Consider the following 25,868-nt stretch of genomic DNA (forward strand, 5'->3'; position numbering starts at 1 on the left):
GAATTAAATTATTTATGGCAACAATCATTGTGTTTGGAACAGAACCTGACCAGGCAGAAGCGGGTATGGGAGGGGCTATATTGAAATTAACTGAATCAGCTCACCAGGTCACAATTATTGATCTCACTAATGGTGAGTTTTCAAAAAATCATCAGACTGATTATCGAAAAAGAGAGGCCATCAAAGCCAGTAGGATTTTAGGTATTGATGAAAGAATTACTCTTGACTATCTTTATCCGGAATTGAAAAACAATATCGAAATAAGAGAAGAAATTACTGAAATATACGAAAATACCAATCCGGATATAATATTTATACCATATCCTGTTAAGTTTAACCCGGAAAGTAAGATTGCCTCAGAAATATGCAATTCTTCTTTAAGTTATCTTTATCAGCAAAATGCTATGTATATAAAAGAAAAAATATTTTACTATTTTGCTACCCCTTTTAATTATTTTGAAAAACCTGATTTTATTGTTGACATAAGTAAAGAAATTGAAATGAAAGTGGAAGCATTAAAATGTTATGAATCCAGATTTGGAAAGAACCTTCAAGATAGTCCATTATTTGAAAATACTTTAAACCTAAGCCGATATTACGGTATGCTTATTGGAACTAAATTTGGGGAATCATTTATCTGTAAAGATCCTTTGGAAATCAGGAACATCGATTCGATTATCTAATTCTTCCATAAATCCTATTGGAATTAAATAATGCGGTTTAATAGATTTGAAAATATTACCATGCCTAAAAGAGCAAATGGATATACTGCTCCATAACCGGAGGCTGGTTCATCACTGCCTACAGCATCTATTGCAGCACCAAGTCCGGGAGTAGACGTCATCCCGCCGCAGATTGCTCCTGAAAGCATTATCCAATTTATTTTGAAAATGTATTTGCCAATAATAAAACCTGAAATCATGGCAATTGAACCTATAAAAAAGGATGTTATGACCAGGTAGACTCCTGGACCGGTTAAGAAATCAACAACCTGATATCCATATCTTAATCCGATGGTTGAAAAGAAGAAAGCCAGGGTTATTTTTCTCAAAAGACTTAAAACACTGCTATTCATTCTAAAACAAAATGGCCCGATATTTCCCATTGATCCCAGGATTAATGCTGCAACCAATACACCGCCTGTTGATCCCAGGCAAATCTCTCCCAGCACAGAAAGATTCACTCTTATGATACCAATCATATATCCTAAAATACACACCAATAAAAAAGCGCATAAATCAAAATACACTGTTTTTGTTTTCTGGTATTCTTCTCTTTTTACCTTATTTTTATTATTATCGCCAGTTCTCAGTTCTTCCTTTAATAGGAATTTCTCTTTATTTATATCTATTTTAAAAATAATGGGGAAAAAGTTCATGGCGAAGATTACTATAATTACCCCGAAAGGATAGCCAACAGCATAACCTGTTCCTACTCCGGCCTCTGCATTCTGGATAAAATTATTCTTCTGCTCTTCCGATAAAGATGTGATATTTTGAAACTCTAAGCCTTCATCCTCCTTAATCATGTTTAATATCTCTTCTTTTTCAGGAGAGCTTAGTAGTTCATAGTTCTCAATCCATTTGGCAGAATGAACCCTGGCAGATTCTATTGAGGCAGCCAGCCCCGGCGAACTGGTTAATGCACCAGCATAAACCCCGCTGTAATAATAAGGATTTTCCATTGGATTAATCTGGCTTAGACCATAAGTGCTTATAGCTCCGATAAAGGTAATCATAAAACCTAATATTATAAATTTTATACCATAAATCCTGATTACTCTACCTACGTCTTTAGCAGCCAGCAATCCGACTGAAGCAATAAATAAAACAAGAAACAAATCAAAAAATCCTTTATCAATAATATTTTTTGCTAAAACTTGCTGGGCAATACCATAAAACTCACTATCAGCTCCTATTGTATTTACATAATTTACTACAGCCCAGCCCAGTATAATTCCAACAAACATACTTCCGGAAGTACTGAAACTAAACCTGCCTAATCGTATATTACCAAAGAGCATACCAAAAAAGACAGAAACTATCATTAATATAACCGGATTGAACAATAATGCCATCATTTATATATTCACCATGCTTATTCTGCTTTAATAACTGAATTTAATAAGTTTTCCACCAGAAACCAAACAATAAATAATATCTACTAATAGGAAAGATTTATGGATTATATGCAAATATAAAAAGTAATACAAGCAATACTATATCATATAGTTATTCTTTTTAATAATAATTTTAATATATTTTAATAGATAATCTTTATGATTATTATCCGGGTTTATAAGCACTTCCCTTAAAGCGCTTTCGAGTATTTTTCTAATTTCTTTGCCCTCAGGCACACCCATTTTTCGCACTTCATCGCCTCCTATTGCCAAATCAGATAAGCTTACCGGATTATTTTTCTTTATTTCAGCCTCTAAGAGGGTTTCTTCAAATTTCAGATTGTGTTTTTTGTATAATTGCTTTTCTGTTTCTAATAAAGCCTTTTTCAGTAAAAATAATCGCCTGGTATTTATAACTCCAAATTCAGATAAAATAAAACGGATTTTAACATTGGAACTAAAATCAATATATTCCCATTCTTTATTTAACAGTATCCTGACTGATTCAATTGTCTTTTTTTTGAATTTTAAGTATCTGACAATGGGTAAATAAAAAATACCAGCAATTTTGCATGAATTATAAAACAACCTACCCAATATAGCTAACTGGAAAACTAAGTCATGTTTTTTATTTCCTAATACTGATAGCAAATGTTTATTTTGCTTTTCTATATTTATTTGTGTCTTTTTTATCCTGTCAAGACTAATTATTTTGCAAATAAAACCATAGTGATACAATAATAATACCCCTTTTTTTGCCTTGGGGTTACTCAAAATAAGTTTTATCTCGTTTCTAATACGTTCAGGACTCACTTTCTGTATCAGAAAATTATTCTTGCACAGACTTTTTTTTGTAGCATACTCTATGCTAAAATCCAATTCACATGCTAACCGTATAGCCCGCAACATTCTTAAAGGATCATCTTTAAATCGTAAATCAGGGTCAATGCTTCTGATAATTTTTTGACTCAAATCTTTTAATCCTTCAGAAGGGTCTATTATTCCTGTATTCTGACTCCAGCATATTGAGTCGATAGTAAAGTCCCTGGAGATTAAATCTGCTTTTAAGTTTTGATAATTTTCACCATTTTTAGGGGATAAACATTGACCATTATTGTTTCTTAAAGAAGATATTTGATATGTTTTGCAGTTTAATACTATTGTTACTGTGAGAGAACTCTTCCCTATTAATATGGTTTTATAGGCATAAAAAACTTTCTTAATCTGCCCCGGTGCTGCATCAGTTATAATATCCCAATCCCGAACAGCTTTTTTGATTAATAAATCTCTTACACATCCTCCAACCAAAAAAGCACTAAAGCCAGCTTTTTCAAGCCTTTTTATTATAAAAGCAACGTCAGCAGGAACTATATTTTTATTAATTAAATTCTTTTTATGATAAGAAGTATTCATTTTTTATCTTTTCTTATTAATCTATTAAATATTCTAAACATTTGTTTGTAAAAAAACAAAAAATAATTTCTATTATTACTTGACAAATATCAGATATAGTATATAATTGCCTTTAGAAATTATTGCTATAAGCAATTATCTTTTTTGTGGGTGTTCAAAAATGAAAGAATTATATGATTTTATCTTGAAACTAAAAGATTTTTGTATATGTAACGAAACCAAGATCAGTAATATATGTAATATTAGTATGGCTGAGCTGAAGAGCATAAATGCAATTAACTGTAATGAAGAAATTACTTGTACTGAATTCTCAGAGAGATTATCCTTGTCTCCGTCTCGGGGAAGCAGAATTATAGATAATCTTGTCAAAAAGGGGTTTTTGATAAGAAAGGTTAAAGATTGTGATCGTAGATCAATATTGCTCTGTTTGACTGAAAAAGGGAGAAGGATAAAAGATGAAATAAACCAGGAACAAAAAATTTTTGAAGATGAAATAAATTCAAACCTTAGTACACAAGAAATCATATCCCTAAAAAAAGGATTAAAAATATTTGATAAAATACTAGAAAACAATAAAAAAGGAGAAAAAAATGACAGAAAAATCCATATTGGATGTAAATGAAGATAATTTTCAAAAGGAAGTGCTGGAATCTTCTCTACCGGTGTTAGTAGATATGTGGGCTCCCTGGTGTATGCCATGTAAGATGGTTGCCCCCGCTGTAGAAAAAATAGCTAAGGATAATATTGATAAATTAAAGGTATGCAAATTAAACGTAGATGATAATCAGAATATTGCAGTAAATCATAATATTCAAGGGATTCCCGCATTGCTTATTTTTAAAAACGGAAAAGAAGTTGACCGTATTGTTGGAGCAGTACCACCCCAGGCAATTCAATCAAAATTAGATAGCATCTTTTAAAAATAAAAATTTATGCGGGTACTATATATAAAAAGTATAATACCCGCATAAAATATAAATTCTAATAACAGAAATATATTAACTCTCTTAAGCTTTTATTTATTTTGATGATTTGTTTTGTTTTTATCTGTCATCATCATGCTTAATTCAATTCCTTCTTTTTTTAATTCCAGTATTTTATTTTTTAATCTATGCATGTCTTCTTCTTCTAAATCCTGTTTTGTTTTTTCCTCTAATTGGTCTAAAACAGATTCCATTAAATCTTTCAAATAACTGGTTTCTTCCTCCAATAACAATGAATCTCTTACACCTTTCTCCTGTTTTCCTTCTAAAGAAGGTGTTTTGGCTACACCTTGAATAAGGAAATGATCTCCTAATTCAGGCGCTGTTACATCTAACCCTAACTCATCTTGAATAGCATCTTGCAAAGCATTGAGTGAATCCTTTTCTCCATGTACTAAAAATACCTTTTGAGGCTTTTTCTTAAAATTCTTCAACCATTCAATAAGCTCGTCCTTATCAGCATGGCCGGAAAATCCTTCCAATACATGTATTTGGGCATTTACTTTAACATCTTCACCAAATATTTTTACTTTTTTAGCTCCATCTTTTATTCTTCTTCCTAAAGTTCCTTCAGCTTGATATCCTACAAAAACAACACTTGACTCTTTTCTCCATAGATTGTGTTTAAGATGATGTTTTATTCGACCAGCAGTACACATGCCGCTTGCAGATATTATGACTTTACTTTCTGAAGATATATTTAATTGTTTTGATTCTTTTGCTGTCCTGGTAAAATGCAGATTTTTGAAATCTAATGGATTATATCCATTTTGAATAAGCTCAAGAGTCTCTTTGTCAAAACAGTCTGGATTTCTTCTGAATATCTCTGTTGCTGAAATTGTTAAAGGACTATCAACATATACAGGTATATCAAGGTAGCTGTTATCCTTGGTTGAAACTATTTGGTCATAATACTGGTTTAATTCATAAATAATATCCTGTGCTCTTTGCACAGCAAAAGAAGGTATTATTACATTTCCACCTTTTTTCTTTGTTTCAATCATTATTGGTATTAATTGGGAAGCCTCATTATCTAATGAAGCATGCTTTCTGTTTCCATAAGTAGATTCCATTATCAGGTAATCTGCTTCTTCAATGATAGATGGATTCCTGATTATCGGTTTATTTTTTCTTCCTAAATCTCCAGTAAATACCAGCTTAATGGTTTCTCCTTTTTCTTTAATCCACATTTCAACAATCGATGATCCAAGAATATGGCCTGCGTCTTGAAATCGTATTGTAAGATTATCATCAATTGTTATTTTTTGATTATACAAAACAGGTGAAAAGTATTTTAAGCTGTCTGTGGCCTCTGCTGCAGTGTAAAGAGGTTCCCGTAATGGCTTCCCGGCTCTTTTTCTTTTCCTGTTTTCCCATTCATTCTCCGTCTCCTGAACATAACCGCTATCTGGAAGCATTATTGAACAGAGGTCATAAGTTGCCTTTGTACAATATATTTTTTTCTTAAACCCCTTTTTAATCAAACTGGGTATACGTCCGCTATGATCAATATGAGCATGTGACAGAATTAACATCTCTACTTCCTCAGGATTAAAAGGGAATTCTTTGTAGTTAAGGCTGTTAAGCTGCCTGTTTCCCTGAAACATTCCGCAATCAAGTAATATTTTTCTATTTTCCGTCTCTAACAACATGTTAGAACCTGTTACTACCTGGGCAGCTCCCAAAAAGTGTATTTTCATTTTTATTTCTCCAATCTCTCCAATCTTATTATAATGAATAAACATATCAATTTTATAACTCATTAGTATTTTCTATAAAGTGGTTCTAAGGTGGTGGTTGTTTTTGTGTTTATTTAATAAAATTACAAAGAACACATCAATGAATATTATATTTATAATATCATAATAATATGGGAAAAAATATTGCAATTAAGATATATAATAATATTCATTCCATTTATTCAATATTGCTTTATGGCCATATTTATATAAAAAACATAAATTGAGCTTATCATAATTAACCCAACTATACTAATCGATAGTCTTTTATAAAATTTTAGAATATCTGCCTTCAAATATTCTACTGTAACCGTAAAACACAAATGCATTGGAGACATCATCATTCCCGAAAAACCTGCAACATAAGCAATGATAACCATGGGCATATTTAGGGTTCCGCTCTGAATTAATAGCGGCATTATAATAGGAAAGCTTATTCCGACAAAACCTGCTGTGCTTCCTGTTAGAAATCCCAACAAAAAAGGAATAAAAAATAATATAACCCAAATATTGATACCAAGTGCTGAAAATAGTAAAGAAATTTGTTCCATGGAATTGGTGTTTTCTAATACCTGTTTGAAAAACATAATCCCCACAACCAAAAAAACGACCTTGAATGATATATCATAAAATATAATTTCTTTCAGTTTTGGTAATAGTATTTCTCTATAAATAATCAGTAGCATTATTGTAGTAACAGTCAAAGCAATTAATAAATTTATTTTAATAAATAATACTAAAAATATAATAAACAATATTGACCATATACTTTTAAACAAAAGTAGCCATTGTTGTCCCGGTGATTCTGAATTTATTTCATTATTCTTTTTCCTTTTTAAACTCAGATACATCCATAATAGCCCAATTATAAGTGCAATAAAGACTAAAGGTGATTGGAAAATCATTACCTGCCGAATATCAAGGCCGGTTACTGAAGTGTATAACAATACACCTGGTATTAAGGGCCAGACAAATTCCCAAATATGGCGAAACCAATAATTAAAAAACATTATTTCTTCTGAACTCATATTGTTTTTTACTCCAATTTCTTTCAATAAAGGAGCAGAAAACATGGCACCGGCAGGCATTGGTATTAATCCCAAGAAACTGGCTATAAAAAATACTATTAAACGATAATCAGACACAATATTCTGTAAAGATTTTTCGATTCCCTCCATACTTTTTGTTCTGATTAAAATACTGCTTAGTATATAAACCAAAACAATAATACCAATTAATTGTAATGTTGTATAATCAATAATGGCAAGATAAAGATTAGTTGCGAGTTCATAAAAACCCTGCTGGAATAAAATTCCGAGAAAAACAGACGAAACAAACATAATCAAGCCAAGATTCCACTTTAAACCCAATAAAACAACAATTAAAATAATAACAGAAATAATTTTTATTGCTTCAGCCAAAATATACCTCATTTTACAATACTACAATACTATTTTTTAATAAAACATTAAATAAAAAAGTACTTTCACCTATAAAATAAATCTTGTAGTGAAAATACTTTTTTATTTATTTACTTAAAAGAATTAAGTAATTGTCCTAATTAACCGGGGTAATTAATTATTTTTCTCTAAGTTCTTTTTATCTTCTTTCTCTTTCTCTTCTTTTATTTCTTTTTTTATCTCAGGTTTTTCTTTTTTTTCCATATCTTCCTTGAATTTAACGTCAAGAACATTAATATCTACTTTGCTTACTTTTAATCCGGCCATAGTCTCAATTGCTTTTTTTACATTCTTCTGGGTTTCCACGGCAGTCTGATAAATACCGATGGCATAATCAGCTACCAGGGAAATAGTAATAGCTACGTCTTTCTGGTTCATCGAGACCTCTATACCTTTGGTTAAATTATTTTTATCTAACAATGGGGCAAAGTTACCTTTTCTTCCAGCAGTTAACCCTATAACACCCTTTACTTTGGTTGCCTCCATAGCTACAATTATAGCAACAACATCTTTAGAAACTGATATATTGCCCAGTTCTGCATTCTGATCTTCTAAATCCGGATTTTTATCATTTTTATTAGTATCTACCATAAATATTAAACCTCCTTCTTTATTTAGGAATTACCTCTTTATTCTCATATTCAATTTTATTGACATTAATTTTAATATCTTTTAGGTCTACTCCGCTTATTCTTGGCAGCTCTTCTTTTAATTTTTGTTGAATAAGATTAGCCATTTCCGGTATATTACAATCTGTTGCTACAATAAGCTGTAAAATAGCTTTAACTCCTCCGTTTTTCTGGATTTGAATATCAGGCTTAATCTCTTTTACTCCCTTTATATCATGTAATGTATTTAGAATTATCTGTTCAAGTGATATAGTAGAAATTTTTATTTCACCATCATCAGTAGTTATTTTCACTGATGGTATTTGTAAAGCAATCCTTTGTTTCAACCAAATTAGCCATAGAGCAATAGCAAATATTACAAAACCGGCTATGGCAAGCAATACCTGATTTGTAAGGCTTGAATAAATTACATTAATTCCTTTATTTATAATACTCACTAAAAAACCTTTTTCTATTACATTAAAGGCTATCAAAAAACATTTTAAAGAAAAAATCAATAACAGAATGATAAAAAGAATAAAAATCATATTATTAAAAAATTTTTCCTTCATATAATACCTCACAAAATATTAAATTTAACTGTATATCAGAAACTAATTATCATTTATATTGTTTTCATTTGTTTTCATTTTAATAAAAGGCTATAAATTCTATCTAAATCCTCATTGCTATAAAATTCAATCGAAAGATTTCCTCTTTTTCCATTAAATTTTATCTTAACTTTTGTACCGAATCTTTCTATTAACTGCTTTTCCAGTTCCGGAAAAGTCTGTATCGTTCTTTTTTGCTGAAAATTTTTCCTGCTCTTTTTCATCCATATACTAATTATCCGCTCTAAATCTCTTACCGATAATTCCTGTTCAATAATCTTTTGTCCAAATTCCTGCTGTATTTGCTTGTTTTCTAACCCCAAAAGGACTTTGGCATGTCCTAATGTTATTTTCCCGGCAGCTACTCTTTCTTTTATCCAGTCATCAAGATTCAGTAATCTGATAATATTACTTATAAAAGTCCTGCTTTTGCCAGTCATTTCAGCTAATTCCTGGTGAGTCAAATTAAACTCTTCACTCAATCTTTTAAAAGCGAAAGCCTGATCTATTGGATTCAGATCTTCCCTCTGAATATTTTCAACTAATGCAATTTCGAATGATTTAAGATTATTGAATTGCCTTATAATAACCGGTACTTTTTTCATACCCAGCTCTTTAGCTGCCTTTAATCTTCTTTCACCGGCAACAATCTCGTATCCATCTGCTGACTCCCGGACAATAATCGGCTGAATAATACCATGGGCTTTGATAGATTCTTTTAATTCATCCATCTTTTCCTGGTCAAATTCCTGTCTCGGTTGGTACAAATTAGGCCATAATTGATTTACATCTACTTCAGTAACATAGGAACGGTCTTTTATGTTAGATATAGGAATCAGGGATTCTAATCCCCTTCCTAAACCCTTTTTAGCCATGTGAAATTACCTCCTTTGCCAATTTCTGATAAGCCTGCGCGCCTTTTGATTTCAATTCATAAATTGCGATTGGCTGTCCATAGCTTGGGGCTTCGCTTAGTCGGACATTTCGGGGAATAATGGATTCAAAAATACTACCCTGGAAATGTTTATTTATTTCTTCAACTACTTCTTTTGATAAATTATTTCTTTGATCATACATTGTTAACAAAATTCCCTCGATTGATAAATTGGGATTTAAGTTTTCTTTCACCAGGGTAACTGTATTGAGGAGCTGTCCAATCCCTTCTAATGCATAATATTCGCATTGAACAGGAATAATAACCGAGTCAGCTGCATTTAACGCATTTAAGGTTAACAATCCTAAAGAGGGAGGTGTGTCTATAATAATATAATCATATGATTCTTTAATAGGACGTATTAGTTGTTTCAACCTGTTTTCCCGGGAGATATAATTTACTAATTCTACTTCTGCGCCTGCTAATTGTAAGGTAGAAGGCAATACATCTAAATTTTTTATCTGACTGGGTACCATTACCTCTTGAATGGGAATTTGATTTATTAGACAATCATATATGTTTTTTTCAATTTTAGAACGTTCTATTCCTATTCCGCTGCTGGCATTCCCCTGGGGATCAATATCAATCAGAAGTACATTTTTTTTCTCTAATGCTAAAAAAGCGCTTAAATTAATAGCCGTGGTTGTTTTACCAACACCACCTTTTTGATTACTGATAGACATAATTTTACTCATAATTGACATTTCCCCTTAATATTTTTAATTAGATGTTCCACGTGGAACATCTAAAGTGTATAACTTTAATACTAATTATGATTTATAATAATATCATTATATTTTGTGACTTAAGTTTGCAAAATGCACTATTCAGGTGTTAAATTTTTTCAGGATGATATGTTATTTTCGCTTCTTGGCTCCAAAATATATTGCTTTTTAAGAAATACATTAAAAGTATTTTTATATTATCAAAATTTATCTAAAAACACAAAGGTCTTTTCAGAGGAATACCATTTCTTCTTGGAAAACTGACAGGTGTTGGAAATGTTTTCCGAATAATTAATATTGTCCTTATATATTCAGATGAAGGTATTTTTATTAAATTTATGCTTTCTAGTGCTCCCCCTAATTTTTCAATTACCTTATAACTTTCTCTTAATTCTTCTACATAAGAGGATCCTTTAAAAGCCATCATTACTCCCCCTATTTTACAAAAAGGTAGTGAATATTCACTTAATACTCCAAGTTGGGCGACTGCTCTTGAAACTACAATATGATATTTTTCACGATGCTCTGCCATTTTACCCAGTTTTTCTGCCCTATTCTGAAGTACAGCAGTTTTTTTTAGCTCCAAACTACTGACAACTGTATCTAAAAATACTTTTTTATTTTTTTTTGCTTCCAGTAAAAGCATTTTTGTGTCTGGAAAAAATATTTTTATTGGTATACCTGGTAAACCTGCACCACTACCAATATCAATCAATTGTACATTACTACCACTTTTGTCAACTTCCTTCTGAATAAATTGTATGGCTGATAATGAATCGAGGAAGTGCTTGTCAATAATGTCATTCACATCCCTAATAGCAGTAATATTCATTTTTTTTTGATATTCTTTAATTAATTCTAAATACTTAATTAAATCATTACTATTTTTTTTATTAAAGCTAACGCCCAAAGACAGCATGCCTATATTGAGTCTTTTTACTAAATTATTGATTCTCGAATAAGTATATTTTCTTTCTTCCACAGCTTTTCCACAATTCTATTTCATATTTTTAATTGCAAAATATTTAAACTATTCAGATAATATTTTTATTTAATAAAATTAAAATATCCGCCCCTCTGTAACCTTTATAAATAAGGGTCTTCAGGAATTTCAATGATTCTAATTATTACCTGATTTTTATGTAAATTACTTTTCATTCAATTATTAAACTTTCTATTTCCTTTATTCACAAGTTATTCACAAAAAAACACAAACTGCTTTTCCTAAGTCAATCATATTCTTTTTTAATGATATTAATATATTATATACGATAAATTATTTATAAAAAACCTTTTTATCCCTTTATTGGTCACCTGATTATAAATAATTTCATTGATGTATATTTAAAATATCCTTTTTAATATATTTAATATACCTATTAAATTAATATGTGTAATTTAATTTCTTTAGGGTAATTTAAGATAATCTTTTAAAAATAAATCAATAAATCTACAAATGAGATTATTAGAAAAAAGAATGTTCCACGTGGAACATTCTTTTAAAAATTGATTTTAATTTGGTAAGTGAATACATATGATTAGTGTTACTTCTGTTTTTCAGTATTATATATTATTTCCCAATACAAAATTTTGAAAATACATTATCAAGTATCTCCTTATCGCAAGATTCACCGGTTATTCTCGCAAGTTGACTTGCAGCATACTGTAAATCCATTGTAATAAAATCATCTTGAATTCCTGTATCTAATTTTGAAATAATATATGATAGTCTTTCTTGTGCTTTGATTAAATACTCCTGATGCCTCTTATTGCTTATTATTAAACCGCCTTCGGGAATAGAAATATTCGACAAAGAATAATCAACCATTCTTTTTTCTAAAAGTTCAATCCCTTCCCTGTTTATTACTGATAATTTAATTGATTCTTTTATCTTTAATCTTTTATATAGCTCTTGTGTATTCATTCTTTTGGGTAAATCAATTTTGTTCTCAATTAAGATTGTTTTATTATTACGATTAATGAAAGGTTTTATCTTATTTATTAATGCAATATCTTGTACATCAAGGGGTTGACTTATATCAAACATTATAATGAATATCTGTCCGTATTCTAAAAAATCATCTACTCTTTTTAAACTAATTTCTTCGACAATATTTTCAGGATTCTTCATCCCGGCAGTATCAATCAAATTAAATCTAAATCCTTTTATATCAACCGATTCTTCGATAGTATCTCGAGTCGTTCCTGGAACAGATGTTACGATCGATCTATTCTTTTTCAAGAGCAAATTGAATAGGCTTGACTTCCCCACATTGGTTTTTCCTATAATTACACAGCAAATACCCTCTTTAATTAGATGTCCGTATTTTACTGTATCTAATAAACTGTTAATCTCAAGCAGGTATTCTTTTAATAGTTCTTTAATTTCTTTTCTGTCTAATTCAGGAATCCCTTGATCCGGGAAATCAATAGGCGCCTCAATTCTTGTATTTAATTCAATAATGTTATTTTTTAAATCATTTATTTTATTCCTGAGTCCTCCGGATAATTGAAAGATAGAAGATTTAAGACTCCTTTCACTATTTGATTCAATAATATCAATAACTGCCTCAGCCTGGCTTAAATCTATCCTTCCATTTATAAATGCTCTTTTGGTAAATTCACCTGGTTCGGCAATTATTGCACCAAGCTCTAACGTGATTTCCAAAACATTTTTAACTACCAGTAAACCACCATGGCAATTTATTTCTACGATATCTTCTTTAGTATAAGTCCTGGGTTTTCGCATGACAGTCAACATCACTTCATCAATAATTATTTCTGTGTCAGGATGGAGAATTGTTCCATAGTATATTTTGTGAGATTTGAATTCATTTGGATTTATTTTAAATTTTCCTTTATGTCTAAAAATAATGCTGGCTATCTGGAAAGCAAGTGGTCCGCTAAGACGGACAATCCCTATGCCTCCGGCTCCTAAGGGGGTTGAAATTGCAGCAATAGTTTCTACTTCAATACCTTGTTTAATAAACTGTTCTTTATTCATACCAATTACCAAATATCAATATATTTTATATAATAAATTTGTATGATTGTTAAATTATACATTTTAAGTTAATTATAAAACCATTTTAATGTTGATTATTCATTTGCTTTTTTTGAAATACTATCTAAATTTGGAGATTTTTGCAGAGGAGAGATGACAACCCTACGATAAGGCTCAACGCCTTCACTATGAGTATTTATATGAGGATCGTCTTTTAAAGAAAGATGAATAAGCCTTCTTTCAATGCTGTTCATAAAGTATAATGCAACTACTTTCCCTCTTTCTTTTGCAATCTTAGCTTTTTCAAGGGCAAATCTTTTTAGAGATTCTTCTCTTCTTTTACGATATCCGTCTATATCCACTAAATATAGTTTCTGATTATCTTTATCGGTATTTTGATTTACTATCATGTTAACAAGATATTGAATAGCATCCAGGGTATGCCCATGTTTACCAATAATAAGACCGGGATCTGCCTTGCTTACTTCAAAAATAACATAATCCTGATCAGAAAATATCTTCTTTGCTTCGGATCCGGCGCTAATTGAATTAATAATTTTTGTAAGCACTTCTAATGCCTTTTTTTCTTTACTCAAAAAATCTCTTTTATTATCTTGAGAATCTAACAATTAAAACACTCTTTCTTTATTGTTTTAATCAGCTTAAACTGTTTTACTTATTTTTGATTATTTTTCCCTTTATTCTTATCCTGCTTATTCTGTAGAGAGGCAGGTTTTTCATAACCCGGAATCCAGGAAGTGTCTTTTTCTATATTTTTATTACCTTTTTCTTTTTCCTTCTTATTAACTTCCTGTATTGCTTTTGGTTGTGTTTTTTCTTCTTTTTTTAATTCTTTGTCATTATTTACTGTAATAGTCTTAATTTCGGTCTCCTTTTTGTTAATTAATATCTGCTGACCAATCCCAAAAATTGTAGAGGTAACCCAGTATAAACTTAACCCGGAAGGTAGTGTAAAGCTGATAAAACCAATCATTAAAGGCATGATAGTAGTCATCATCTTTTGTGTTCCGGCGGTTGGATTTGATGAGCTGCTATTCTGTGAAGACTCAGGCATAGCCGGTGTCGTCAGCTTCTGCTGAATATACATCGTTGCTCCAACTAATATAGGTAAAATACCAATAAAATATTCGTTTCCCGACATATTTATAACACCAAACAACTTATCCGGGGCAGCCAGCCCTGCTACCATTTCTCCCTGATACATAATTTCATTCTGTATCCATAAAAAACCACCGGCAACTTGTTCAGTATTTGGAATAAAATACTTAAATTCGCGCAAAACCTGGAAAAATAAAATTAATATTGGCATCTGTATAAGAAGTGGTAAGCATCCTCCCATAGGATTCACATTATGTTCTTTATATAAACGCATCAGTTCCTGATTCATCTTCTCTTTATCATTTTTATATTTTCTTTGAATCTCCTGCATCAATGGCTGTACTTTTTGGGTTTCTCTCATAGAAGTCATCTGCTTTTGCATTAAAGGATAGAGGAGAAGCCTGATAATAATTGTCAATAAAATAATGGCTAATCCATAATTATGGGTAACACCATATAAAAATTCTAAGATTTGACTTACTATATTAATTAATGAACTCCACAAAATATTAATCTCCTTTTTTGAATATTATTTATCAATCAATTCGATGAGTAATAAATAACAGCACTATATATTATTCCTAATTCAATATTTATTCTTTTATCTATTTCTTTCCGGTTCCGGATAAATTTAATTTATTAACTGTTTTAACCGGAACAGGGTCATAACCACCAGAATGGTAGGGGTGACAACGCAGTATTCTGCAAATCGCAAGTCTTGATCCCTCAAAAAAGCCAAATCTTTGAATAGATTGAATGGCATAATCAGAACAACTGGGATAAAACCTGCATGTTGCAGGTTTTAGAGGGGAAATATATTTTTGATAAAACACGATTAAAGCAATAAACATCTTACTCATTAACACATTCTACCATCTTGCTGACAGACAGTTAATCCTTGATTATAATTTATTAATTAATTTAACTATATCTTCTTCAATTTCCTTAAAACTAGCATTTATAATATTTTTTCTTGCTAAAATAACTATATCATAACCGGATAATAAATTACTATATTTATTGCGCAATATTTCTCTTAATATCCGTTTTATTCTATTTCTTTTAACTGCGTTTCCAATATACTTTTTAGTAATAATTCCATATCTGTTGATATTTCTTTCTATCGGAAGAAAGTATAGTATAACATACTTTCCAATTCTTTTATCGCCGGATAAAAAAACTCTCTTAAATTCATTATTACTTTTTAATGTTTCATTCTTCAAATTTGTATAATTACATTCCTAACCGGAAACGGTTAATCTTTTTCTTCCTTTTTTTCTTCTTCTTTTTAAGATAAGTCTACCGCTTCGGGTACTCATACGGTTGCGGAAACCATGCACTTTTAATTTTTTACGAGTATTAGGCTGATAAGTACGCTTCATTAGAATCTTTTCTCCTTTTTTGTAAAAATTTCTTGTTATTTAAATCTTAATCAAAATCATTTAAAAATTTACTTAATATTTTCCTATTGAAAGTATGTTTCCAGTTAATATTAATATAAAAACCACAAATAATGCAATAGTCTAACTTATTTTTGTTTCTATTGCAAGTTATCATTATAAAATAATATTATAGATAAACTATTATACAAAGTAAACTAAATTCAATTCATTGAAAAAGAAAAATAGTCTTTATTTTTATTTTTTAATTTGTTATTATAATATCATTAAATGAAAATTCATATTCTTATTTAAATATTTTTGATTAATATCTTAGTTTTCCACAATTGTTAATAAGTTGTGAATTATTTGAAAACCCCTTATGTGCAGTCGTTATAGGTCAGAGACAATCGGTGTTAAAAAACAAGTTTAACTCTGTAAACGATGAATTTTCACAATAAATTTCAATCAGACTGTTTTCCACAGGGAAATGTTAATAATGTGAATAAATATTCTTCTTTCTTTAAAATTATTTTATGTTAGAATAGTTATTCAAAAAGTTACCCAAAATAAAATATAACAGCAAAAGGAATGATATGAGTTATAACAAAATAAATAATAAGTGGGAAGATATTTTAAAAATTATTCAAGAAAACTTGACTCCACAACTTTTTAATACCTGGTTTTCCGGTGTTAAATATATAGATTTTAAAGACAATGAACTAAAATTAGCTGTACCTAATTTATTTTGCAAAAACTGGCTGGAAAAAAACTACTATCAATTTCTAAAAGATATACTTGTAGACCAGCTTGGAATTGACGAGAATGTATTAATAAAATTTCAGGTTGATTCATTAAAAACTCCCGGGCAGTCCAGGGAAAGAAAAAAAAATACAAACCAGGATGATTTACAAAAAAAATATGATAAAACAGGTTTAAACCCAAATTATGCATTTGAAAGTTTTATTATTGGAGACAGTAACCGTTTTGCCCATGCTGCCTGTATGGCAGTTGCCCAATCACCGGCAAAATCTTATAACCCGTTATTTGTTTATGGAGGGGTAGGGTTGGGGAAAACTCATCTGATGCATGCAATTGGTAATTTTATTATAAATAAAAATTCGATTCACTCTACTAATATCTCTTACATATCTTCAGAAAAATTCACAAATGAATTAATTAATGCCATCAGGGATGACTCAACTGAATCTTTTCGAGATAAATACCGCAATTTTGATATTCTATTAATCGATGATATTCAATTTCTGGCAGGAAAAGAAAAGACACAGGAGGAATTTTTTCATACTTTTAATGCTCTTTATAATGCGGGAAAACAGATAGTTATTACCTCTGATCGTCCACCAAAGGATATTACCAGTTTAGAAAGCCGCTTGGTATCACGCTTTGAGTGGGGGCTTATTACCGATATCTCCCAGCCGGATTTAGAGACAAGAATTGCTATTCTTCAAAAGAAGGCACAGAGCTGTCAAACAGAAATATCTGAAGAAATTATTCAGTATATTGCCAGTAAGATTCTAACCAATATACGTCAATTAGAAGGTGCCTTAAATAAGCTGGATGCCTATGCCACCTTGACCCAGACTAAGATAGATTTCCCCTTGGCTAAACAAATTTTAAAAGATTTTATCACCATTGAGGAAAAAGAAATTTCCATTCAAATGATTCAAAAACATACTGCAGAATATTTTAATCTAAAACCAAGTATATTACTATCAAAAAAAAGGTCTAAAAACATTGTAACAGCACGACATATTGCCATGTATCTAACTAAAGAACTGACAGATTATTCTCTCACTGTAATAGGAGATTCTTTTGGAGGGAAAGACCATACTACAGTAATTCATTCCTGTAACAAAATAAAAGAACAAATTAAAACAGATAAAAAGTTAAAATATAGTATAGATAAAATAATTAACCAAATACAAAATGGCCCAAATAATATATAAATTTCGATAATATATAATTGTTAATAATGTTAATAAAAAATATATGTTTTTAAGAATTTTATTAACATTTCTACTAATAATAAATCAAGGTAATATTAAGGTTATTAACAATATTAACATTATTACTATTACTATTACTAATTAATATAAACAAAATAATCAATTTAATAAGAGGAAAGAGGGGATAAATAATGAGGGTTATTTGTTCGCAAAAAAGTTTAATGAACGGAATACAAAAAGTCCAGAAGGCAATTTCTACAAAACTTGGTTTACCAATTTATAGTGGTATACTTTTTGAAGTAAGTAAAAATAATAAAATACATTTATTTGCCACAGATTTGGAAATTGGTATTGATTGTTATATTTCAGCCCAGATAATTGAACATGGTTCAGTAGTTATACCAAATAAAATATTCAGTGATTTAATAAGGAAATTTCCTGAAGGAAATATTGAGATTGAAGTAGGGGATGATAATATTATTTATCTTAAGCAAGAAGATTCCTCAAGTTATAAGATTTATGGATTCTCAGCAGATGATTTTTCTCCTTTTCCTGAAATTCAAAGTAAAATAAAAATAGAATTTACTAAAACAATTTTAAAGGATACAATTCAAGAAGTCATATTAGCTGCTTCAAAAGATGAAAATCGCTCATTTTTAAATGGTTTATTGTTTAAGAAAATTGATAATAGTATTGAAGTTGCCGCAACTGATAGTCATCGTTTAGCAGTTAAAAAAATAAAAATAGATAAAGTAAATAATTTAGAAATAGATAATAAATTTGATGTTATTATTCCACAAAGGGCAATGTCAGAATTATTTAAATTACTTTCTTATGATGAAGAGGGAATGGTTGAAATAGGAATTGGTGAAAAACAGGTAGTATTTATTTTAGATCCAGATGGTGAAAAGAATAAAATTAGATTATACTCCCGTATTATTGAAGGACAGTTTCCTGATTATCATCAGATTATTCCGAATAAGTTTAAAACAACTGTAAAAGTAAATACAGAAGAACTCAGACAAAGGATGGAAAGAATTACCTTATTTGTAAAAGAGGATATTAATACAGTTAGAATGGAAGTACATAATTCTAAACAACAACAGGGTGAAAATAGAGGGGAAATAATTATTAGAGTAAAAACCCCGGATATTGGTGATGCTTATGAACAAATTCCTTGTATTACAGAAGGTGATTATGTGGAAATTGCCTTTAACTCCCGTTATATAATGGATGTGCTGAGAATTATAAAAACAGACAATACAGAAATAAAATTAAATGAAAATCTTAATCCCGCAATGATTAAACCATTAGATAAAGACAATTTTTATAGTTATATATTAATGCCGGTTAGAATGGATTGAATAAAGAAAGGGAAATCATTTGAATGTTAAAAAAATACGGCTGATTAATTTTAGAAACATCCTGGATTTATCAGTTGATTTTGATAATTCTCTTAATATATTTATAGGAAATAATGCCCAGGGGAAAACAAATTTAGTTGAATCAATATTTACTTTAATGAAAGGAAAATCTTACCGGACAACCAATGATGAAAATTTAATTAATTGGAATGAAAATAAAAGTTATATTTTAGGTGAGGTACAAAAAAAAGAAGAGAATTATAAAATTAGTATTTTACTGCAAAATATAGGTAATGATGATAAACAAACTGTAAAATTAAAAAAAGTAATTAAAATAAATAAAAAATATCAAAGAAGAGATGATTTATTTAAAAAATTTAATCCGGTAATCTTTACACCTGAGGATCTTCAAATTATAAAAAGTACCCCTTTAATCCGAAGAAAGTTTTTAGATGAAGTAATTATTAGTATTAATTTGGTTTATAATAAATATTTAAGGAACTATAATAGAATTTTATATCAGAGGAATACATTATTAAAAAGTGGGAAAAATATAAATAAAATCGATAAACAGTTAATAATATGGGATCAGAAAATTATAGAATTAGGCACTATAATTATTTTAAATAGAATTAAAACTCTTCAAAAAATTAATAAAAAAGCAAAGATTTTTCATCAGATGATGACAGAAAATAAAGAAACTATTAAACTTAAATATAACAGTAATGTATTAGAAGATTACACTGATGATAAAGAAGAAATTTATAAAATAATTGAAAATAAATTAAAAGAATCCCGCGAAAAAGACTTTCAGTTAAAGATGACTACTATTGGACCTCACAGAGATGATTATTATATTATGAATAATACAATTAATTTAGGTGTTTATGGTTCTCAGGGACAACAACGTACAGCTGCTCTATCATTAAAACTTGCCGAACTTGAACTTCTTAAGGAACAGGAAAATGAATATCCTGTTTTACTGTTAGATGATGTTATGTCTGAGCTTGATCCGGAAAGAAGATTTTTTCTATTAAAATTAATAACGGAAAGATCTGTGCAAACATTTATAACTAATATTATTTTAGATGAGTTAAAAGAACTGGAAGTTGTAAATAATCTGAAAATATTTAAAATTAAAAATGGAATGATTGAAGGATAATGAAAAATAGTTTACCTAAGCATATTGGAGAAATTATTCAAGTTTATTTAAAAGAACAAAATTGGACACAAAGGATTAACGGTTATAATATATTTCAGTCATGGGAAGAGTTTATACCGAAAAAAATTGCACAAAATACCAGGCCTATTAAAATTCAGGATAACACTCTGTTTATCAGGGTTAAAAACCACGTATGGGCGAATGAATTAAGAATTAGAAAAGGAGAATTTTTAAATTTAGTAAATAAGAATATTGGTAATAATACTACAATAAATGAAATAATAATCAGAATTGATACTAAATATTTTGTTGAAAAAAATAAAGAGTAAATAGAATTAAGATACTTTAATATAAGTATATTAAGATACTTTAATATAAATAAAAGAATATATAATATATAAAAATATAATCTTTTAGCATACTTTATTGACAAATGTACTATTATATAGTATTATATTTAACATTAAGCTACTAAATATATTGCATAATGATAAGCCGTGGCTGACTGTCACGGTTTAATTTTGTTTGTTGGAGAATGAAATAGATGGTTAAAAACAACTTACCTAATCAACATAAATATACCGCCAAAGAAATACAAGTTTTAGAGGGCCTTGATGCTGTTAGAAAAAGACCGGGAATGTATATTGGAAGTACAGGTAGTAGAGGCTTACATCATCTTGTTGATGAAGTGGTGGATAATAGTATTGACGAAGCAATGTCCGGTTACTGCAGTAAAATCAAAGTTATAATTCACCAGGATAATAGTATTACTGTAATTGATGATGGCCGCGGAATACCGGTGGATATACATAAAAATACTAAATTGCCGGGAGTTACAACTGTTCTTACTAAACTACATGCCGGAGGAAAATTTGGAAGCGGGAGTTATCAGGTTTCAGGAGGACTTCATGGTGTAGGCGTTTCAGTAGTAAATGCTCTTTCGGAATGGTTAGAAGTAACAGTCAGCAGAGATAATAAAATATATAGACAGAAATTTGAAAGAGGGAAGCCAGTTGATGAGCTGACTGTAATAGGGAAAACAAACAAAACTGGAACTCAAATTACTTATCTTCCGGATTCAGAAATATTTGATGATATAGTTATAAATTTTGATATTGTTTCTCATCGTTTAAAAGAACTAGCTTTTCTCAATGCAGGTGTGAAGATTGATTTAATAGATGAAAGAGACAATAATAGAACGGTTACTTATAAATATGAAGGCGGAATTATTGAATTTGTTAAATATCTTAATAAAAATAGAGATGTTTTATATAATAAACCTTTCTATATTAGTGGCAAAAAGGATGATATAGAAGTAGAAATAGCTATTCAGTACAATACAGGTTTTTTAGAAAACATACTTTCTTTTGCAAATAATATTCATACTGAAGAGGGTGGTACCCACTTATCAGGATTTAAAACTGCCTTAACAAAGACAATTAATGATTATGCCAAAAATGATAATATACCCAATCAGAAGAAATATTCTCTGAAAGGTACTGACCAAAACCTTTCCGGAGACGATATTAGAGAGGGTTTAACAGCTGTAATTAGTGTAAAATTACTTAATCCCCAATTTGAAGGTCAGACTAAAACAAAATTAGGAAATAGTGAAGTAAAAGGTATTGTATTTTCAATAGTAAATGAAAAACTCAGCACTTATTTTATTGAAAATCCTGATATAATTCAGAAGATATTAGCAAAGTCGATATCTGCTTTAAAGGCACGTGAGGCTGCAAAAAGAGCGCGGGAACTGGTTAGACAAAAAAATGGACTGGGACTCGGTTCATTACCGGGAAAACTTGCTGACTGCTCGGAAAAAGACCCTTTACACAGGGAAATATTTATAGTAGAAGGAGATTCAGCAGGAGGTTCGGCAAAACAGGGCAGGGATAGAAGGTTTCAGGCTATTTTACCTCTGAGAGGTAAAATATTAAATGTTGAAAAAGCACGTTTGCACAAAATATTAGCAAATAATGAAATTAAAGCACTTGTTACTGCATCAGGCGTACAAATTGGAGATGATAGTGAATTTGATTTATCCCAGTTAAGATACCATAAAATTATTATTATGACTGATGCTGATGTAGACGGAGAACATATCAAAACTTTGTTATTGACTTTTTTTTATCGCTATATGAGACCTTTGATTGAAAAAGGAAAAATATATATTGCGAGACCACCTTTATATAAACTATCATATGGAAAGAAAAACGAGTATCTCTTTTCAGATGAGGAATTGAACAAAAAAACAAAAGAATTAAATGGCAATTATTCAATTCAGAGGTATAAAGGACTTGGAGAAATGAATCCATCCCAATTATGGGATACTACAATGAACCCGGAAACAAGAATGGTAAAAAGAGTTGACCTAACAGATGTTTTAGAGGCAGATGAAATGTTTACTATTCTTATGGGCGGAAAAGTTGAACCCAGAAAAGAGTTTATTTATCAACATAGTGCAGAAGTTCAAGAGCTTGATATTTAATATTTTAAAATACTATTAAGAAGAATTAGAAACAAGTTGGTATGATATGATTAATGATGAAAGCAAAGAAAATAGAGAAGAAAATAGAGATAAAGAAGAAGAAATAGTAAAAGTGCAGGAAATTCCTACTGATATTACAAACGAAATTAAAACAGCCTATATCAACTATGCTATGAGCGTTATAATAGGTAGGGCAATACCGGATGCAAGAGATGGTTTAAAACCAGTTCACAGACGTGTTTTATATTCCATGTATAAATTAGGCAATACCCCTGATAAACCTCATAAAAAGTCAGCAAGGATTGTGGGAGACACTCTTGGTAAATATCATCCCCATGGTGATACAGCAGTTTATGATACTATTGTCAGAATGGCCCAGGATTTTTCTTACAGATACCCGCTGGCAGACGGTCAGGGGAATTTTGGTTCAATTGATGGGGATTCAGCAGCAGCTATGCGTTATACCGAGGTCAGAATGTCACCAATTGCACAGGAGATGCTTGCAGACATTAAAAAAGATACGGTTGATTTTATACCAAATTTTGATAATTCCCTGGAAGAACCAACTATATTACCGGCACCTGTTCCCCAATTATTAATAAACGGGTCTTCAGGTATTGCTGTAGGTATGGCAACTAATATTCCACCTCATAATTTGGCAGAAGTTATTGATGCCTGTGTTTTATTAATAGATAATCCGGAAGCTGATCTTAAAGAAATAATGAAAGTTCTTCCTGGTCCGGATTTTCCGACAGGTGCAACTATTTATGGTATATCAGGAATACAACAGGCTTATAAAACCGGTAAGGGAATTATTACTTTAAAGGCAAGAATTATTACTGAGAACCATGAAAAGAAGAACAAATCAGCAGCCCCTGTTTTAGTAGTTAAAGAACTGCCATATCAGGTTAATAAAGCTAATCTTGTGGAAGAAATCGCTAATTTGGTTCAAGACAAAAAAATCGTCGAAATTTCTGCCCTCAGAGATGAATCTGACAGAAACGGAATGAGAGTTGTTATTGAACTAAAAAAGGGAAGCAATGTAAATGTGGTTTTAAATAATCTTTATAAACACACAAAATTAAAGACTTCTTTTGGAATCAATATGTTGTCCATTGTAGATGGAAGACCTAAACTGCTTAATTTACGTGAAGCTTTAGATTGTTTCTTAGCTCATCGCAAAGAAGTGGTTCAGAGGCGTTCCAGATATGAATTGAATCAGGCAAAAGATAGGGCACATATATTAGAAGGGTTAAAAATTGCATTAGCAAATATTGATGAAGTTATACAAATTATTAAAAAATCAAAGGATGTCCAATCAGCCCATCAACAGCTTCGAAAAAGATTCAGTCTAAGTGATAAACAGGCACAGGCAATTTTAGACATGCGCTTGCAGAGGCTTACATCTTTAGAAGTAAAGAAATTAGAAGAAGAATATAAGGACCTCATTAAGAGAATTGCTTATCTGGAAGATATTTTGGCAAATCCAAGAAAACTTATGCTTACTATTAAAGATGAATTATTGGATTTAAAGAAAAAATATGCAGATAATAGACTTACTCAGATCGTGAAAGAAGAAAAAGAATTTGAAGTAGAGGATTTCATTGCCGAAGAAGATATAGTCATCACTTATACTAAAGATGGCTACTTAAAAAGACTCCCCCTTAATACTTATCGCAAACAGAGAAGAGGAGGCAGGGGTATTATTGGAATGGGAGTAAAGAAAGAAGATTTGGTAGACAACCTTTATATTACTACTAATTTACATGATATTCTATTCTTCTCTAATAAAGGTACTGTATACCGTAGAAAAGCCTATCAAATTCCTGAAGGAGGCAGAACTTCCAGAGGTATTGCAGTAGTGAATTTACTGGGAATCCAAAAAGATGAAAAGATTACCACTGTTATTCCTATACGTTCAGCAAAAATAGATAATTCCCGTGAAGAAAACAAGTGGTATTTGTATATGGCGACTAAACATGGGAAGGTTAAAAAGACACCCTTAAGTGCATTTGCCAGCTTAAGAAATAAAGAGATTATTGCAATTTCACTGGTAGATGGTGATGAATTAATTAGAGTAAGATTGGCAGAGGACAAAGATAATGTTATTCTAAGTACCCGAAAAGGTAAATCAACATATTTTTCCGGTAAAAATATCCGCTCGATGGGTAGAACTGCTATGGGGTGCCGGGGAATGATTTTATCAAAAGAAGATTATTTGCTTGATATTAGCCTGGTTAATCCTGATTCTGAGGAAGACCTGCTTTTAATTACCGAAAACGGTTCAGGCAAAAGAACTCCTTTAAAATCATATAGACTCTCAAAATCAAGAGGATGTAAAGGAGTTAAATCTATACGGTCCAGTAAGGAGCGTGGAGAGGTAGTCTCTGCAAAGGTAGTCAGTGAGAGGGATGAATTAGTTATTATAAGCCAGAAGGGCATTATTATTCGGGTTCCTATAAAAGAAATAAGCCAGACTGGTAGAAATTCAATGGGAGTAAAGGTTATGAACCTGGATGAAGACGACAAAGTAGCCAGTGTAGCAACTGTTCCCCAATCCAGAGTAATAGATTAATTATTTTTAAATAATCTTTTGACAAAAGAATAAACCGATGGTAGAATATCAAAAATCTTATATAGAATAACCGATGAAGGGAATAGTAGGATGCTTGCAAATCAAAGCAAGCCGCTGAAGACCAACCCGGAGGTTAAAATATAAATAGTAACGAGTTGTTCAAACGATATTTATATTACTGAGTATGGTTTGAAAAATAAAGTGGAACCGCGAAAAGC

General features: G+C 30.4%; 24 protein-coding genes. 9 read left to right on the forward strand and 15 right to left on the reverse strand.

From position 1 onward, the window contains the following. Positions 1-14 precede the first annotated feature (14 nt). Positions 15-683, forward strand: a complete 669-nt coding sequence (locus tag PHQ99_00730; protein ID MDD4288108.1) for a PIG-L family deacetylase — start codon at positions 15-17, stop codon at positions 681-683. Positions 684-706: 23 nt separating this feature from the next. Here PHQ99_00730 and PHQ99_00735 read toward each other — a convergent pair whose 3' ends face one another. Both PHQ99_00735 and PHQ99_00740 read right to left on the reverse strand, forming a co-directional pair. After that, complete coding sequence (locus PHQ99_00735; protein MDD4288109.1) at positions 707-2,080, reverse strand: hypothetical protein; 1,374 nt, start codon at positions 2,078-2,080, stop codon at positions 707-709. Positions 2,081-2,218: 138 nt separating this feature from the next. Further along, positions 2,219-3,532, reverse strand: coding sequence for a hypothetical protein (locus tag PHQ99_00740; GenBank protein ID MDD4288110.1), 1,314 nt, complete (start codon positions 3,530-3,532; stop codon positions 2,219-2,221). A gap of 160 nt (positions 3,533-3,692) precedes the next feature. Between PHQ99_00740 and PHQ99_00745 the strand changes: the two genes are divergently transcribed. Both PHQ99_00745 and trxA read left to right on the forward strand, forming a co-directional pair. Beyond that, positions 3,693-4,154, forward strand: a complete 462-nt coding sequence (locus PHQ99_00745; protein ID MDD4288111.1) for a MarR family transcriptional regulator — start codon at positions 3,693-3,695, stop codon at positions 4,152-4,154. Next, positions 4,123-4,452 carry a thioredoxin gene (gene trxA / locus PHQ99_00750; protein MDD4288112.1) on the forward strand — a complete coding sequence of 110 codons (330 nt, stop codon included), beginning with the start codon at positions 4,123-4,125 and terminating at the stop codon, positions 4,450-4,452. Before PHQ99_00745 ends, trxA begins: the two co-directional genes overlap by 32 nt. A gap of 95 nt (positions 4,453-4,547) precedes the next feature. Here trxA and PHQ99_00755 read toward each other — a convergent pair whose 3' ends face one another. From PHQ99_00755 to rpmH, 13 genes are all read right to left on the reverse strand, one after another. Beyond that, the gene (locus tag PHQ99_00755; protein ID MDD4288113.1) at positions 4,548-6,215 is read right to left on the reverse strand and encodes an MBL fold metallo-hydrolase; all 1,668 of its coding nucleotides are present in this window, start codon (positions 6,213-6,215) and stop codon (positions 4,548-4,550) included. A gap of 221 nt (positions 6,216-6,436) precedes the next feature. Beyond that, positions 6,437-7,675: a DUF401 family protein gene (locus tag PHQ99_00760; GenBank protein MDD4288114.1), complete on the reverse strand. Its 1,239-nt coding sequence runs from the start codon at positions 7,673-7,675 to the stop codon at positions 6,437-6,439. Between the two features lie 153 nt (positions 7,676-7,828). Beyond that, the gene (locus PHQ99_00765; protein MDD4288115.1) at positions 7,829-8,305 is read right to left on the reverse strand and encodes an Asp23/Gls24 family envelope stress response protein; all 477 of its coding nucleotides are present in this window, start codon (positions 8,303-8,305) and stop codon (positions 7,829-7,831) included. Positions 8,306-8,324: 19 nt separating this feature from the next. Further along, entirely contained in the window at positions 8,325-8,894 is a 570-nt protein-coding gene (amaP, locus tag PHQ99_00770) for an alkaline shock response membrane anchor protein AmaP (protein ID MDD4288116.1), read from the reverse strand. 74 nt (positions 8,895-8,968) lie between these two features. Further along, on the reverse strand, positions 8,969-9,808 hold the full coding sequence (locus PHQ99_00775) for a ParB/RepB/Spo0J family partition protein (GenBank protein ID MDD4288117.1): 840 nt from the start codon (positions 9,806-9,808) through the stop codon (positions 8,969-8,971). Next, positions 9,801-10,562, reverse strand: a complete 762-nt coding sequence (locus tag PHQ99_00780; protein MDD4288118.1) for an AAA family ATPase — start codon at positions 10,560-10,562, stop codon at positions 9,801-9,803. The genes PHQ99_00775 and PHQ99_00780 overlap by 8 nt, the downstream gene beginning before the upstream one ends. A 241-nt stretch (positions 10,563-10,803) precedes the next feature. Next, the gene (gene rsmG, locus PHQ99_00785; protein MDD4288119.1) at positions 10,804-11,574 is read right to left on the reverse strand and encodes a 16S rRNA (guanine(527)-N(7))-methyltransferase RsmG; all 771 of its coding nucleotides are present in this window, start codon (positions 11,572-11,574) and stop codon (positions 10,804-10,806) included. Positions 11,575-12,162: 588 nt separating this feature from the next. Further along, positions 12,163-13,596, reverse strand: a complete 1,434-nt coding sequence (gene mnmE / locus PHQ99_00790; GenBank protein ID MDD4288120.1) for a tRNA uridine-5-carboxymethylaminomethyl(34) synthesis GTPase MnmE — start codon at positions 13,594-13,596, stop codon at positions 12,163-12,165. Positions 13,597-13,691: 95 nt separating this feature from the next. Then, a complete protein-coding gene (locus tag PHQ99_00795; GenBank protein MDD4288121.1) occupies positions 13,692-14,192 on the reverse strand; it encodes a KH domain-containing protein in 501 nt (166 codons plus the stop codon). 80 nt (positions 14,193-14,272) lie between these two features. Next, entirely contained in the window at positions 14,273-15,220 is a 948-nt protein-coding gene (locus tag PHQ99_00800; protein MDD4288122.1) for a YidC/Oxa1 family membrane protein insertase, read from the reverse strand. A 100-nt stretch (positions 15,221-15,320) separates the two neighbouring features. After that, on the reverse strand, positions 15,321-15,575 hold the full coding sequence (yidD, locus tag PHQ99_00805) for a membrane protein insertion efficiency factor YidD (GenBank protein ID MDD4288123.1): 255 nt from the start codon (positions 15,573-15,575) through the stop codon (positions 15,321-15,323). 42 nt (positions 15,576-15,617) lie between these two features. Next, positions 15,618-15,938 (reverse strand): ribonuclease P protein component, encoded by a 321-nt coding sequence (rnpA, locus tag PHQ99_00810; protein ID MDD4288124.1) that lies wholly within the window; start codon positions 15,936-15,938, stop codon positions 15,618-15,620. 18 nt (positions 15,939-15,956) lie between these two features. Further along, on the reverse strand, positions 15,957-16,097 hold the full coding sequence (rpmH, locus tag PHQ99_00815; GenBank protein ID MDD4288125.1) for a 50S ribosomal protein L34: 141 nt from the start codon (positions 16,095-16,097) through the stop codon (positions 15,957-15,959). Between the two features lie 593 nt (positions 16,098-16,690). On the opposite strand from rpmH, the gene dnaA reads away from it, so the two are divergent. The 6 genes from dnaA to gyrA all read left to right on the forward strand — a co-directional run bounded on the left by dnaA (position 16,691) and on the right by gyrA (position 25,650). Beyond that, on the forward strand, positions 16,691-18,061 hold the full coding sequence (gene dnaA, locus PHQ99_00820) for a chromosomal replication initiator protein DnaA (protein MDD4288126.1): 1,371 nt from the start codon (positions 16,691-16,693) through the stop codon (positions 18,059-18,061). Between the two features lie 191 nt (positions 18,062-18,252). Further along, entirely contained in the window at positions 18,253-19,425 is a 1,173-nt protein-coding gene (gene dnaN, locus PHQ99_00825) for a DNA polymerase III subunit beta (protein ID MDD4288127.1), read from the forward strand. A 19-nt stretch (positions 19,426-19,444) separates the two neighbouring features. Next, positions 19,445-20,587: a DNA replication/repair protein RecF gene (gene recF / locus PHQ99_00830; GenBank protein ID MDD4288128.1), complete on the forward strand. Its 1,143-nt coding sequence runs from the start codon at positions 19,445-19,447 to the stop codon at positions 20,585-20,587. Beyond that, on the forward strand, positions 20,587-20,916 hold the full coding sequence (locus PHQ99_00835; GenBank protein ID MDD4288129.1) for a DUF721 domain-containing protein: 330 nt from the start codon (positions 20,587-20,589) through the stop codon (positions 20,914-20,916). Before recF ends, PHQ99_00835 begins: the two co-directional genes overlap by 1 nt. A 215-nt stretch (positions 20,917-21,131) precedes the next feature. Beyond that, the gene (gyrB, locus tag PHQ99_00840; protein ID MDD4288130.1) at positions 21,132-23,075 is read left to right on the forward strand and encodes a DNA topoisomerase (ATP-hydrolyzing) subunit B; all 1,944 of its coding nucleotides are present in this window, start codon (positions 21,132-21,134) and stop codon (positions 23,073-23,075) included. 46 nt (positions 23,076-23,121) lie between these two features. Next, complete coding sequence (gene gyrA / locus PHQ99_00845; GenBank protein MDD4288131.1) at positions 23,122-25,650, forward strand: DNA gyrase subunit A; 2,529 nt, start codon at positions 23,122-23,124, stop codon at positions 25,648-25,650. Positions 25,651-25,868: the final 218 nt, after the last annotated feature.

The organism is Atribacterota bacterium (genome assembly GCA_028703475.1).
Lineage (GTDB): Bacteria > Atribacterota > Phoenicimicrobiia > Phoenicimicrobiales > Stramentimicrobiaceae > JAQVMU01.